This is a genomic window from Solidesulfovibrio sp. (assembly GCF_029978005.1).
Classification (GTDB): Bacteria; Desulfobacterota; Desulfovibrionia; order Desulfovibrionales; family Desulfovibrionaceae; genus Solidesulfovibrio.
In genome coordinates this window covers 56,106-69,083 of record NZ_JARKOZ010000014.1, presented here as the reverse complement: position 1 = coordinate 69,083, position 12,978 = coordinate 56,106, and the positions used below count along the sequence as shown (strand labels likewise).

The 12,978-nt window shown below is 67.7% G+C and carries 9 protein-coding genes and 1 pseudogene; 1 reads left to right on the top strand and 9 read right to left on the bottom strand.

What is annotated here, in order from left to right; translation table 11 throughout:
• From Q1K70_RS01830 to Q1K70_RS01815, 4 genes and pseudogenes are all read right to left on the bottom strand, one after another.
• Positions 1–432 (bottom strand): annotated as a pseudogene (locus Q1K70_RS01830) (hypothetical protein); the annotation flags it as partial.
• A 150-nt stretch (positions 433–582) separates the two neighbouring features.
• Positions 583–2,559 carry a hydantoinase/oxoprolinase family protein gene (locus Q1K70_RS01825; protein ID WP_300154936.1) on the bottom strand — a complete coding sequence of 659 codons (1,977 nt, stop codon included), beginning with the start codon at positions 2,557–2,559 and terminating at the stop codon, positions 583–585.
• 186 nt (positions 2,560–2,745) lie between these two features.
• Complete coding sequence (gene icd / locus Q1K70_RS01820; RefSeq protein ID WP_300154934.1) at positions 2,746–3,897, bottom strand: NADP-dependent isocitrate dehydrogenase; 1,152 nt, start codon at positions 3,895–3,897, stop codon at positions 2,746–2,748.
• Between the two features lie 93 nt (positions 3,898–3,990).
• A complete protein-coding gene (locus Q1K70_RS01815) occupies positions 3,991–5,376 on the bottom strand; it encodes a M23 family metallopeptidase (RefSeq protein WP_300154932.1) in 1,386 nt (461 codons plus the stop codon).
• Between the two features lie 99 nt (positions 5,377–5,475).
• On the opposite strand from Q1K70_RS01815, the gene Q1K70_RS01810 reads away from it, so the two are divergent.
• Positions 5,476–6,003, top strand: a complete 528-nt coding sequence (locus tag Q1K70_RS01810; protein ID WP_300154929.1) for a 3D domain-containing protein — start codon at positions 5,476–5,478, stop codon at positions 6,001–6,003.
• Positions 6,004–6,141: 138 nt separating this feature from the next.
• Here the strand turns inward: Q1K70_RS01810 and Q1K70_RS01805 are convergent, their stop codons facing one another.
• The 5 genes from Q1K70_RS01805 to qrcA form a co-directional block, all read right to left on the bottom strand.
• Positions 6,142–7,575: a sugar transferase gene (locus tag Q1K70_RS01805; RefSeq protein ID WP_300154927.1), complete on the bottom strand. Its 1,434-nt coding sequence runs from the start codon at positions 7,573–7,575 to the stop codon at positions 6,142–6,144.
• Positions 7,576–8,067: 492 nt separating this feature from the next.
• A complete protein-coding gene (gene qrcD / locus Q1K70_RS01800) occupies positions 8,068–9,312 on the bottom strand; it encodes a menaquinone reductase integral membrane subunit QrcD (protein ID WP_300154924.1) in 1,245 nt (414 codons plus the stop codon).
• 12 nt (positions 9,313–9,324) lie between these two features.
• On the bottom strand, positions 9,325–10,083 hold the full coding sequence (gene qrcC / locus Q1K70_RS01795; protein WP_300154921.1) for a menaquinone reductase iron-sulfur cluster-binding subunit QrcC: 759 nt from the start codon (positions 10,081–10,083) through the stop codon (positions 9,325–9,327).
• A 23-nt stretch (positions 10,084–10,106) separates the two neighbouring features.
• A complete protein-coding gene (gene qrcB, locus Q1K70_RS01790) occupies positions 10,107–12,257 on the bottom strand; it encodes a menaquinone reductase molybdopterin-binding-like subunit QrcB (protein WP_300154919.1) in 2,151 nt (716 codons plus the stop codon).
• Between the two features lie 10 nt (positions 12,258–12,267).
• Complete coding sequence (qrcA, locus tag Q1K70_RS01785; protein WP_300154916.1) at positions 12,268–12,837, bottom strand: menaquinone reductase multiheme cytochrome c subunit QrcA; 570 nt, start codon at positions 12,835–12,837, stop codon at positions 12,268–12,270.
• Between the last annotated feature and the right edge of the window lie 141 nt (positions 12,838–12,978).

The following is a 12,978-nucleotide window of genomic DNA, read 5'->3' as shown; positions in this document are numbered from 1 at the left end:
ATACTCCACTTCCAGGAAGCCCTGTGCGTCCATGCGACAGCCCGGCTTGACCTTCACCGCATAATCGAGGCTCGCGGCCTCGGCGACCTGCGGCGGCGTGTCCGCCGGTTGCGCCATGACGCGCTCCAGCTTAAGCCCCTTGACCGGATAGACGCCGCAGACCACGTCCAGGCCGCTGCCGAGCAGGCGCGGCACCATGGCCGGCTGGAACTCGATGTCCGCGTCGATGAAAAGCAGATGCGTGGCGCGCGCGTCGCGCAAGAACTCGCCCACGATGGCGTTTCGCACGCGGGTAATCAGGCTGTCGTTTGCGGGCGTAAGCAGCCGAAACGGCACCTTGTCGCGGTTCAGCACGTCCTTGAGCGCCAGCATGGACAGCATGTAGGGCAGCGTGACCACCCCGCCGTAACACGGCGTGCCGATGACGAGCATGTTGCGCCCTTCTTCCTCCCGCCCCATATCGAGGCAGCCCCGCCCCAAAACCGGCCATTGCTTCCCCCCATCGGGGAGGGTCCGGGAGGGGGTCACCCCCTCCCGGCCGCCGGAGGCAGCTTCCTCTTCCCTTTTCCCTCTTCCCCGCCTCTACCCGACCCGCGTGTCGATGACGATGTTCCCGAACCCGTCCACCACGGCCTCGGCCTTGGGCGGCACGAAGGTCGTGGCCGAGGTCTCGGCCAGAAGCGCCGGGCCGACGATGCGGTTGCCGGGCAGCAGCCGCTCGCGGTCGTACCACATGGCCGCGATCTGGCGGCTTTTCCAGACGAGCGGCTTCTCGCCGAGCCTGGCCGATTCGGCGACGGCGGCCACGCGCCGCTCGGACTCCTCGAAGGGAGGCTTTTCCGTGACGCCCCGGGCGCGGATGCGAAGGGTCACCACCTCGATGACGTCGCGGGGGTTCTTGAAGCCGAAGACGGCCTCGTGGCGCGAATGGAAGGCGGTGTAGGGATCGGCCACGAAGCGGATGGGCAGCTCGTGGGACTGGCCGCGATAGCGCATGTCGAGCTGGCGTTCAAGGAGCACCTTGGCCGCCGGCACGCCCTCGCGGGCCATGGCCTCGCGGGCCTTTTCCTCCAGCGGTCCGAACAGCCCGGCCAGGTCGAAGACGTCGGTCTTGTCGGAGCCGAGCATGACCGTTTCGGAGAAATCCTTGACCACGTCGGCGTAGAGCATGCCCAGGGCGGAGAAAAGCCCGGGATGGCGCGGCACCACCACCTTGCGCATGCCCAGGAGCCGGGCCAGGGACACGGCGTGCAGCCCGCCCGCGCCGCCGAAGGAGAAAAGCGCGAAATCGGCCGGATCGTGGCCGCGCTCCACGGAAATGACCCGGACGGCCCGCTCCATGGCCGCCTCGGCCACGGCCACCACTCCCTCGGCCGCCTCCACGGCGGAAAGCCCGCCGGGCTCGCCCAGGGCGGCGAAAAACCCGGGCAGACGATCGGGAAAAAGCGCCATGCCGCCGCCCAGGAAATGCTCCGGCGACAGCCGGCCCAAAAACAGGTCGGCGTCGGTGACGGTGAGCCCGTCGCCCTTGCCGTAGCAGGCCGGGCCGGGGTCGGCCCCGGCGCTTCGCGGCCCGACGAGCAGCGCTCCGCCGGCGTCCAGGGAGGCCAGCGACCCGCCGCCCGCGCCCACGGTGTGGATATCGATCATGGGCGACTTCACGGGCAGGCCGGCGATGCGCGTCTCCATGGCCATGGAGAGCATGCCGTCCAGAAGCGAGACGTCGGTGGAGGTGCCGCCCATGTCGAAGGTGACGAGGCGGTCGAGGCCGGCGGCCTTGCCCACGGCCATGGCCGCCACGACCCCGCCGGCCGGGCCGGACAGGATGGTGCGCACGGGTTCGCGCCGGGCGACGGCGGCGGTGACGAGGCCGCCGCTCGACTGCATGACCGAAAGCGGCGCGCCGTCCGGCATGCCGGCCTCGAGTTCGCCGATGTAGGCGTCCATGACCGGCGCGACGTAGGCGTTGGCGACGGTCGTGGCCGCGCGCTCGTATTCGCGAAATTCCGCCAGGATGTCGCTCGACAGCGAAACGGAGATCCCGGCTTCGGCCAGGGCCTGGCCCAGGAGCTGCTCGTGCTCGGGCTTGAGGAAGGAGAAAAGCAGGCACACGGCGGCGGACTCGGCCCCGGAATCGGCCACGGCCTGGGCCGCCTGCCAGGCCTGCTCGGGGGTCAGGTCCTCGACGACCTTGCCGGCGCTCGACACGCGCCCCGGCACGCCGAAGCGCAGGGCCTGCGGCACCAGGCAAGGCTCCTTGCGGCTGGAAAGATCGTAGAGTTCCGGCCGGTTCTGGCGTCCGATGGCAATGACGTCCTCGAAGCCGGCGTTGGAGACGTAGGCCGTGACCGCGCCCTTGCGCTCGAGCAGCGCATTGGTGGCCACGGTCGAGCCGTGCAGCACCTTGCGCGGGGAAACGCCCAGCCGGGCCAGTCCCTCGAGCACCGCCCTGGCCGGATCGTCCGGCGTGGACGGCAGCTTGACCACCGCGAAGCCCTCGCCCGCACGACAGATGATATCGGTGAAGGTGCCTCCCGTATCCACGCCGACAACGGCCATATGGCCTCCCTTCCCCCGAAGCGCCCGGGGGCGTCACGACTCGCGATTGCTCGACACGTACGACGGATCACTCGGCGAGGCGACGGGAGACATGCCCCGCATACCGATTCCCCGTGGCCGGGGAAATCGCCGCAAGGGCGGGGCCGTCGCCGGCTTTGCCCGCCCTGCGGCGGTAACATGCCAAAGTTACAGGTTCTTGGCCAGAAGTTCGCCGAAGGCGGCGCAGCCGATGGTGGTCGCGCCGGGAATCTGGTCGGCCAGGTCCACGGTGACCTTCTTGCCGGAAATGGTCCTGTCCATGGAGTCGTGGATGCACTTGGCAGCCTCGTTCCAGCCGATGTGTTCGAGCAGCATGGCGCCGCTTAAGATCAGGCTGCCGGGGTTGGCCTTGTCCTTGCCGGCCAGGGCCGGGGCGATGCCGTGGGTGGGCTCGAAGAAGGCGAGCTTCTCGCTCATGTTGACGCCCGGGGCCAGGCCCAGGCCGCCGACCTGGGCGGCCAGGGCGTCGGAGATGTAGTCGCCGTTGAGGTTCGTGGTGGCGATGACCGAATAGTCCTGGGGCCGCATGAGCGCCACCTGGAACATGTTGTCCGCGATGCGGTCCTTGATGACGATGGGCTTGGTGCCGCCGGCGGCGGCCTCCTCCTCGGTCATGGTCGCCTCGCCGAACTCCGTGGCCGCCACCTCGTAGCCGAAGGCCCGAAACGCGCCCTCGGTGTACTTCATGATGTTGCCCTTGTGCACCAGGGTGACGCTCGGGCGGCCGGCGGCCACGGCGTGCCGGATGGCCTTTCGCACCAGGCGCTTGGAGCCGGCCGGGGTGATGGGCTTGATGCCGACGCCGGCGGTCTCGTCCACGTTGGCCCCGAGTTCGTCGCGCAGGAAGGCGATGAGCTTTTTCGCCTCGGGCGTGCCCGTGGCGTATTCGATGCCGGCGTAGACGTCCTCGGTGTTCTCGCGGAAAATGATCATGTCCACGAGGTCCGGCCGCTTGACCGGCGACTCGATGCCCTTGAAGTACTTGATGGGGCGGATGCAGGCGTAGAGGTCGAGGACCTGGCGCAGGGTGACGTTTAAGCTGCGGAAGCCGCCGCCCACGGGCGTGGCCAGCGGGCCCTTGAAGGCCAGTTCCGCGCCCGAAAGCGCGTCGAGGGTGGCCTGGGGCAGGTAGTCGCCGGTCTCCTTGAAGGCCTTGCCGCCGGCCAGCAGCTCCTTCCAGACCAGCTTGCGGCTGCCGCCGTAGGCCTTTTCCACGGCGGCGTCGAGGACCGGCCGACCGGCCTTCCAGACATCCGGGCCGATACCGTCGCCCTCGATCCAATATACCGTCTTTTCCATGCGCCTATGCTCCTCATGAGAAATTTTGAACAACGGATGACGTTAAAAAGGGCGACCGGGCTTTGTCAACACGGCCGCGCCCGGCCAGGCCCCCTACTGGGCCTGTTCCGGCTGCCCGCCGGAGGCGTAGCGCTTGATCTTGGCCGTGACGTTGTCCTCCAGCCAGTGGCCGTCCCACCACTCGATGGGGATGACCGGCCGGCCGGCCAGGTACATGGCGAAATGGACCTGGTCGCCCGGAGCCAGGCCCGAGGTGCCGGTCGCGCCCACGACGTCGCCCTTTTTCACCTCGTCCCCGGCGCGCACGGCCGTGGAGGACAGGTTGGCGTAGAGGCTTTGCAGGCCCATGCCGTGGTCCACGACCACGGCGTTGCCGTAGACGCCGAGGGCCCCGGCGAAGACCACCCGGCCGCTGTTGGCCGCCGGCACCGGCGCGCGCGGCACCGAGGACAGGTCGATGCCCATATGTTTTTCCCGGACGATCTCCTGGCCTTTGTACGTGTAGACCCGGTCGGCGGCGAAGGAGCCGCGCACCACGGACCGGGGCATGTAGACGAAGGCCCCCTCCCACAGCGCCTCGGGGGAGGTCTTCCTGGCGAATTCGGCCAGGCTGGCGTCGTTTTGCCGGCGCAGCTCGGTGTCCAACTTTTTGAAACGTTCGACCGGATCGCGCACCTCCGGGAACAGCGCGGCAAAGGCCGGCAGGCGCGCGGCCAGGTACTCGTCGGTAACGTCCACCCGCTCCTCGCGAAAGCGCCGCTTGATGGCCATATTGACGAAAAATCCCGTCTTTTCGTTGCCCGCCGCGTCCTCCACGAACAGGCGCGGCTTGAAGGACTCGGCCTCGACATCGGCCGGAAAGGCGAACAGACAGGCGTATTGGCCGCTTTTTTGCTTGTAACCGGGATAAAAGGCGTCGCCGACCATGACGCCGGAGCGGGTGACGTCCTTGTTGACCTCGTAGACGACCAGCCCCACCCCGCCCTGGCGCACGTAATGGGCCGGAGTCAGCGCCTTGACCGAGGGCGGCGTCATGTCGAGCAGCATGCGCCGCGACACGCGGGCGGCGTTGCCCGCGCCGAGATTGGCGTAGGAGCCGTCGTAGGCGGCCACCTGCATCTCGAAGGCGCCGCCGCGAAGCTCCGAGCCCTCCAGGGTGAAACGCTCGGAAACCCGGTCACGCGGCGGGTCGTAGCTGCGGCGCAGCACGTCGGTGCGGCGCTGGCCCTGGGTGACGGTGACGGTGAGGGAACGGATGCCGGACTCCTCGTCCGCGGCGGTGACGGTGAAGGCGCGCTTGGGCGAAGCGGCCTCGGCCTCCGGCGTAAGCGTCACTTGCGGTTTCCGCGCATCCTTGAGAAACAGGTAATAGCCGGCGACTCCCGCCAGCGCCAGGGGCGCGGCCACCAGCAGGCCGGCCACGAGGAAAAACAGCGGGCCGAACCCCCTGCGTCGCTTGAAAGGCTTTTTGATGCGCATGCGTTCCGTTTCCCCCGGCGGCCGGATCGCGCCAGTATAGGACAGGGCGCGGCCGCGGGCAAGAAGACCCGCCCCGCGCCCGAGGCAAAGGAGGATTCCATGGACGAACAACTCCAAAAGTCGCCCGCCGCGCCGTCGCGCGCAGACCTCGCGCGCAGCGCCTCACTGGCGCTGCTGGCCCTTTCGGCCATCGGCCTGTCCGTGGCCGGCGAGGCTTTTCACGAACGTGCGGCCGGACTTCGCCACCAAAACGCCCTGGCCGTCCAGGAAGCGGTCATGGCCCAGGCGTCGCGCCAGGACGCGGCGACGCTTTTCAGCCTGGACGAGGACAACCGGCGGCGGTTCACGCTCACCACCACGGCCTACTGTCCGCTGTGCGGCTCCGAGGACGGCCAGCCCCAGCCCACGGCGCGCGGCGGCGTGGTGCGCGCGGGGCGCACGGTGGCCGTGTCCCAGGACCTCAGACGCCTGCTCGGCCGCAAGGTCTTCATCGAGGGCCTGGGCGTGCGGGTGGTGGAAGACCTCATGCACCCCCGCTTCACGGACCGCCTGGACCTGTGCCTGGCCGACCGCGACCAGGCCCTGGCCTTCGGCGTCCAGCGCCTGCAAATGGTCGTGCTCGACTGACGGCGAGTACAGGGAGAAAACGCCTCCGGCGGCCAGGAGGGGCCGAGGGCCCCTCCTGGACCACCCCGCAAGGGGGCGCGTCTGGCGATGCCCGGCATGGTCGGGCCGCCGTCGCCACGGCCTTTCGAGACGAAATTCCTAATACGCCCCGCGCATGCCGAAGACCACCGGGATGGTGGCCAGCAGGATCCTGACGTCCAGGGCCACGGACCAGGTGTCCACGTATTCGATGTCGCACTCCATCATGCGCTCGAACGGCAGGGCGTTGCGGCCGCGTATCTGCCACAGGCAGGTGATGCCGGGCTTGACCCCGAAGCGGCGGCGCGGCCAGTCGTTCTCGATGCGCTCCACGTCGCGTATGGGCAGCGGACGCGGGCCGACAAGGCTCATGTCGCCGCGAAGGACGTTGTAGAGCTGCGGCAATTCGTCGATGCTGGTCTTGCGCAGGATGCGGCCAAGGGGCGTGATGCGGGGATCGTTTCGCATCTTGAACGTCGCGCCGTTGGTCTCGTTGCTGGCCTCGAGATCGGCTTGGAGCGCCTCGGCGTTTTCCACCATGGTGCGGAACTTGTAAAACTTGAACAGCCGCTTGTTGAGCCCCACCCGTTCCTGGACGAACAGCGCCGGCCCGGGCGAGGTCAGGCGCACGAGCGCCCAGACCAGGGCCAGCAGCGGCGACAGCGCGACCAGGACCGTCGCGGCCACGGCCACGTCCAGGAAGCGCTTGAGGATCAGCTCCCGCTCGTCGGCCAGGGTGTTGGAGATGGTGGCCACGATCTCGCCGCCGTGGCTGCCGGGGCGTTGGCGCGGGTTCTTGAGCTCGAAAAGCCGCGTGACCACGGTCACGGCCACGCCGTGCTCCTCGCAGACCGTGGCCAGGGAGGTGGCCGTGTGGCACAGGGCGTCGATGGGCAGGCAGACCAGCACCTCGTCCACCACGTGTTCGCGCAGGTAGGCGGGCAGGCCGGCCAAATCGGACAGGATGACGAAGCGATCGGGGCGCAGCGACGGCGGCGGGACTTCCCAGCCGGCGGCGATGAATCCCAGGAAGCGGTGCCCGTGACCGGGGTGGTCCAGGATGTCCCGGGCGATCTCCTGGGCGCGCGGCCCGGTGCCGACGATGATCGTGCGCCGGGCGGCGATGCCTTGCGCCTCGGTGAGAAAGAGCAGCCGCCGGCCGACATGGCGCACGGCGATGCCGCCCAGGCACGAGGCCAGCCAGTAGGCGGCCAGGAAGGCCGGCGTGACCAGAGGCGAACGCAGCAGCGCCCCGGCGGCCACCAGCACCAGGAGCACGCCGGTGGCGGCCTTGACCATGGCCTTGACCGCCTGCCGCCACTGGAAAAGCGCCGTTTCGGTATACAGGGCGAAGGCCGGAAACACGCAGGCCGTGGCCCCCAGGGCGACGCAAAAGAGCAGCAATCCGGAGCCGTCGATATGCACCTCGGCGGTCGAGTCTCCGGGCCGGGCCGCCCCGGCCACGACGGCGGCGATCATGAGGGATGCGGCGGCCACGGCCAGGTCGGCCACGCGCAGCCACGTGATGGCGCCTTGTCTGGTCTTGAATGCCAAGCCGGCCTCCCCTGAAGCGGTTTTCAGACAGCCGGTCCGGGCAAGGAACCGCTCGGGCGGGCTTACCGTGAAACGTGCGCGGGCCGATGCCGACAAAAGAATCTACACTTAGCGTCACGATGTTTGCAACCCGGGTGCCACTTTTTCGTCTCCTCGGGAATCCGGGCGGTTCCCTGCCGCGCCTGTCCCGGCGTGCGGCTGTGGGAACGCCGCCCTGACGATCGCAACGCGGCCAATCCCCCGTGGGCTTCCGTCCCGGCCCGGCCGCCGGACACGGAACGGAGGCGGACGGCATGCGGTCCGGACGCCTCGGGCATGGCTTCAAGCGCCTCCATTGCGACGGCATGTCGCGACATTGACGCAATGCCGGCAAATCCACGCGAGACCCCGTTCGCCGCAAGGCCGACCGACGACAGTTCCCGGCCGCAGGCGACAAAAAAGCCCGGCCGCGCGAGGCGGCCGGGCTTTGACAAACGAGGAGGAGCGCTGGCGCTACTTCTTGTTGAGGCCCACTTCCTGCGGGAAGATGGGCAGATAGCGGTAGGACAGGCTCATGACGATGAAGCCGTAGGCGATGACCATGAACGAGGTCAGCCATTCGGCCCAGTTGGGGGTGTAGATCTCCCACTTGGTGAAGGGCAGCACCGGCTGGGCCAGGGCCTGGACGGTGAAGACGTAGCGGTTGATGACCACGCCCACGCAGGCCAGAAACGCGCCGGAGTACATGAAGGCCGGCTTCTTGCGCAGCGGGGTGAGCAGGAACACGACCGGAACGAGCAGGCACAGGACGATCTCGGTGAAGAACAGCCACTTGCCGTAGACCAGGCCGTAGAACATCTGGTCGAAGGTGAGTCCCGCCTTGGGCAGCACGCCGTTGATCCAGGCCCAGGTGTCCAGGTACTTGAACACGGTGTAGATGAGCAGCATGGTGCCGCCGATCTTGGCCATGAGCGACTTGATGCGGTAGGTGGTGAGCTTGCGGCCGGAAAGCTTCTCCATGAAGCCGCAGATGAGCACCGTCAGGCAGGGACCGGAGGCGATGGCCGACAGGACGAACAGGAAGAAGGTCCACGGCCAGATGAAGAAGCCCTCGCGGAAGGCGTAGGGACGGGCGAACATGACGCCGTACATGCCGCCGAGAGAGCCCTGGTGGAAGGTCGACAGGAACGCGCCGATGCCGGCGAACAGCGGCATGACCACGTGCATCTGGTGGGCCAGGTTGTGCAGGAACGGGATCTTGTTGAGCTGCTTCTGCTCGAGGATCAGCGGCACGTACTCGATGATGAGCACGAGCAGGTAGCAGGTGATGCAGAAGATGACTTCGGTCAGCATGGAGTGGACGTTGGGGTGCCAGTAGCCGAACCAGGCCCGAAGCGGCTGGCCGACGTCCAGGGAGAGGATCAGCATGGCTCCGGAGTAGCAGAGGAAGCCCTTGATGACCGTCAGGTTGATGATGTTTTTAAGCTCGTCCAGGCCGATGATGTAGCGGATGAGGCCGGTGAAGAAGGCGCCGGCGCCCAGCGCGATGACGGCCAGGTCGAAGGTGATCCACAGGCCGAAGCCGAAGTAGTTGTCCAGGCCCGTGACGCCGATGCCCCGGTAGAAGACCCAGAGCATGGACAGCACGCCCAGCAGGCCGACCACGGCCCAGATGCCGAGCCAGCCCATGAACTTCCCCAGGCCGCAACGCTCGACGCCCTCGGGGTACCACGTTTTTTCCATGTCGATCAGGCTCATAGCGTCCCCCGGTTACTCGCTTTTAAGGTAGTTGTCGCCGAGCTTGCGCACCCATTCCCGCCGGCTGATGTAGTAGACCTGGGTGTTGGTGCCCAGGCGCTGGAGGAGCCGGAAGGCGTTGGGGTTCTTGATGAGCTCGTGCACCTTGTGCTTGGGGTTCTTGAGGTCCCCGAAGGAGAGCGCCCCGGAGGGGCAATTCTGCACGCAAGCGGTCACGTAGGCCCCGTCGTCGAGGTTGTCGGGGTTCTTGCCGCTCGCCCGCGCCGCGTCCTTGGCCAAGTTCCAGCGGTGGTGGCAGAAGGAGCACTTCTCCACCACGCCGCGCGGCCGCACCGAGGTCAGGGGCGACAGGGTCTTCTCCATTCCTTCGGGCCAGACCGGATCGTACCAGCCGAAGTAGCGGACGTGGTAGGGACAGGCCGCCACGCAGTACCGGCAACCGATGCAGCGGGGGTAGACCTGGGAGACGATGCCGCCGTCCTCGTTCTTGTCCGTGGCCACGACCGGGCAAACGGACACGCAGGGCGGATTGCCGCACTGCTGACAAGGCCGGGGCAGGAAGGCGATGTCGTGGTCGGGAAAGGCCTTGTCGTTGGTCAGTTCGTAGACCAGCATCCAGGAGGTGCTCCGCAGCTTGTTGGAGGCCTCGGGCTGGGGTTCGATATTGTTTTCCGTCTGGCAGGAGGCCATGCAGGCCCCGCAGCCGGTGCATTTGTCAATGTCGATCACCATGCCCCAGGTGATCGGGAATTCCTTGCTGTGTCCGGACATATCGGCTTCCCTTTGCCTCGTGGTTAGGCGATTTTGACGTCAGCGGCCGCCCAGGTGGACAGGCCGGTGCCCGGCTCCTCGACGACGGACAGCAGCGACAGGTAGTTGGCCCCCTTGCCCTTGCTGAAGACGTCGAAGGCGGAGTGGCCAAACCCCAGGGGAGCCGAAACCACGCCGGTCATCACGCTCTCGAAGATGTGGACCTTGGCCTCGCAGCTCGCGCCGCCGGCGGTCAGCTTGACCGTGGCGCCCTTTTTCACGCCCAGGGCCTTGGCCGTGGCGCTGTTGAGGCGCACGAAGGTGCTTTCGCCGATGAGCTCGGTGTCGGGAACCGTGGTCAGGTCCTGGCAGGGAATGCCGGTGGTCGGGGTGCCGGTGCGCAACTGGGCGTAGGGCGCGAGCACGACGGCCTTTTCCGGGGCCTTGCCGGCCTTTATGGCCTTGGCCAGCACTTCCGGGGCGAAGCCCAGGGTCGCCTGCACCTGGCCGACCATGGTCCAGGCGTAGCCGGAGGTCAGGGCCTTCCAGAGGTCGCCGCCGGCCAGGGCGGGCGCGGGCTTGCCCGCCGCCACCTGCCAGGGCATGACGTCTTTCGCCACGAAGCCGCCCGAGGCCTTGGCCAGGGTGGCCACCTTTTCTTTCAGCACCTGCAGGAAGTTGTCGAACTTGAGGTCGACGCTCATCTTGCGGGCCAGCGTCAGAATCACGTCGCCCGTGGTGCGGGTGTCGTGGACGGGCTTCTGGTAGGGCACGGTGAGGCTGTAGACGCAAAAGCCGGAGCCATAGGGCGTGGCCAGGTCGTCGTAGCGCTCGAGGGTCAGGGAGTTGGGCAAGACCAGGTCGCACATGGCCGCGGTCTCGTCCAGGAAGGAGGAGAAGCTTACCTTGTAGGGGATCTTTTCCAGGGCCTTGGCCATGGTCGCCGTTTCGGGCAGGCCGTAGGCCGGGTTGGCGTCGTAGACGAGCAGGGCCTTGGGGGCCGGGGTCTTGCCGTCGGCCACGCCCTTGAGGAAGGCGGGCAGGTCGCCGGCCAGCATGGCCTCGCGGGTCATGGCCCCGGGCACGACGGTGGCCAGCTCCGGCAGGGCGTAGACGCCGCCGGGCTTGTTCACGCGCCCGAGCAGGAGGTTGAGCGACATGCCGGCGATGACCGGGGCGGCGCCCAGGCCCTGGCCGCAGGGCGAGCCGGTGACGACCAGGGGGGCCTTGGCCGAAGCCAGGGCCTTGGCCACGCCGGCCAGCACCTCGGGGGCGATGCCCGTGGCGCGCTTGACGTCTTCGGGGCCGAAGCCGCCGTTGACCACGGCCTTGAAGGTGTCGAAGCCGGGAGCGGCGCTGGTCGCGCCGGCCCGCAGCAGGTGCCAGGCGATGCCGAGCGCCACCACGCCGAGGTCGGCGGTGGCGGCCGGGATCCACTGGTCGCACACCGCGGCGGTGTTGTTGCGGGTGGGGCCGACGTAGATGTAGTCGGACTTGGGCTTTTGCCCGACCGGGCGGGAGTCGCCGAAGGCCTTGCGGTTGCGGGTGGAGGTGCCCCAGGTCTCGAAGATGTCCGCGCCGAGCACCAGGACCGTGTCGGCGTTTTCGAAGTCGTAGCCGGCCTGGCCCTTGCCGCCCATGAGCTTGACGGCCTTGGCGGCGGTAGCGGCCTCGGAGGGCATCATGAAGTAGCCGGCCGCGCCGAGCTTGCCCACAAAGGCGGAGAGCAGCTCGTTGACGGTACCCGTGCCGTCGCCGGACACGCAGGCCACCGCGCCCTTGGCCGCGCCGAGCTTGTCGGCCATCTCGAGCATCGCCTGTTCCCAGGTGATGGGCTCGAAGCCCTTGCCCGACTTCTTCATGGGCGACTTCACCCGGGCCGGGCTGTACAGCATGTAGACCTCGGACCGGGCCAGGGCCGAGACGCCGCCCCGGGACAGGGGATGGTCCGGGTTGCCGGCGGCGCTTATGGGGTTGCCCGCCACGCGCATGATCTTGAGGCCCTCGCCGGCGGGGCACAGCTTGCTGGTGGTGGTCACGTAGTCGATCTGACCCTTGGGGACCCGGGGGATCCACGACCAGTTCTGGGTCCAGATAGAAACATCGTCCAACAATTTCCACGGGATGGGGGTGAACATGGTGCCCACGGCGCCACCAGCCACAAGCCCGAGGAAAGCTCTGCGATCAAGTCCCATTTCTTCCCCCTTATTTATGACAGACGTAGCAGGCGTTGCTCGTGCCCATGGACGCGTGGCAGCGTTCGCACTCCCACATCTTCATCGTGTCCTTGCTGTAGCCGCTGACCCGGTTCTGGTAGTAGGTCGGCGGCGTGTCGGTCTTGGCCACGTCGGGGTGGCACTTGGTGCACTCGAACCCCTTGTGGGCGGCGTGGGAGAAGAACACGTTGTCGGGCTGATACTGGTAGACAAGCCAGGGGACTTGCGCGCCGGTCTTGACGTAGTCCTTGACGAACTTGTCGATTTCCTTGCCGTTGGGCGAATTGTCCCCGGTCTCCTCGCCATGGCATTCGGCGCAGGATTCGGTCGTGGGGAGGCCGGCGAAACGGCCGTCAGGGCCAAGATGGTGGCACTGTTCGCAGTCGATGCCGAGCTGCGCGTGGACGGTGTGACTGAAACGAATGGGTTGCGTCTTCTCGCTGTACAGCAGTTTCGGAAAGATGACCCACCCCACCACGAGGGCGCCGACGAAGCCGATCAGGGCAAAAAGCACCATGCCGCCAACGCCGCCGGCCGAATTCGATCTTTTCTCCTCCATACTTCCCCTGCCCATTGCCGTTGCTGGTTAACCCCGCGCGAAACCCGCGCGACGTCCGCCGTCCCCCGGGGCACGGCCGGAAAATGATGTGATGCGAGCGAGGCGCGTCCTTTGCCCGGGGGCAATCCCCTCACCCCGGAC

Excerpts from the sequence above, each read along its gene's own strand:
- Q1K70_RS01825 (WP_300154936.1), bottom strand. The coding sequence starts at position 2,559 with ATGGCCGTTGTCGGCGTGGATACGGGAGGCACCTTCACCGATATCATC.
- icd (WP_300154934.1), bottom strand. The coding sequence starts at position 3,897 with ATGGAAAAGACGGTATATTGGATCGAGGGCGACGGTATCGGCCCGGAT.
- Q1K70_RS01815 (WP_300154932.1), bottom strand. The coding sequence starts at position 5,376 with ATGCGCATCAAAAAGCCTTTCAAGCGACGCAGGGGGTTCGGCCCGCTG.
- Q1K70_RS01810 (WP_300154929.1), top strand. The coding sequence starts at position 5,476 with ATGGACGAACAACTCCAAAAGTCGCCCGCCGCGCCGTCGCGCGCAGAC.
- qrcD (WP_300154924.1), bottom strand. The coding sequence starts at position 9,312 with ATGAGCCTGATCGACATGGAAAAAACGTGGTACCCCGAGGGCGTCGAG.
- qrcC (WP_300154921.1), bottom strand. The coding sequence starts at position 10,083 with ATGTCCGGACACAGCAAGGAATTCCCGATCACCTGGGGCATGGTGATC.
- qrcB (WP_300154919.1), bottom strand. The coding sequence starts at position 12,257 with ATGGGACTTGATCGCAGAGCTTTCCTCGGGCTTGTGGCTGGTGGCGCC.
- qrcA (WP_300154916.1), bottom strand. The coding sequence starts at position 12,837 with ATGGAGGAGAAAAGATCGAATTCGGCCGGCGGCGTTGGCGGCATGGTG.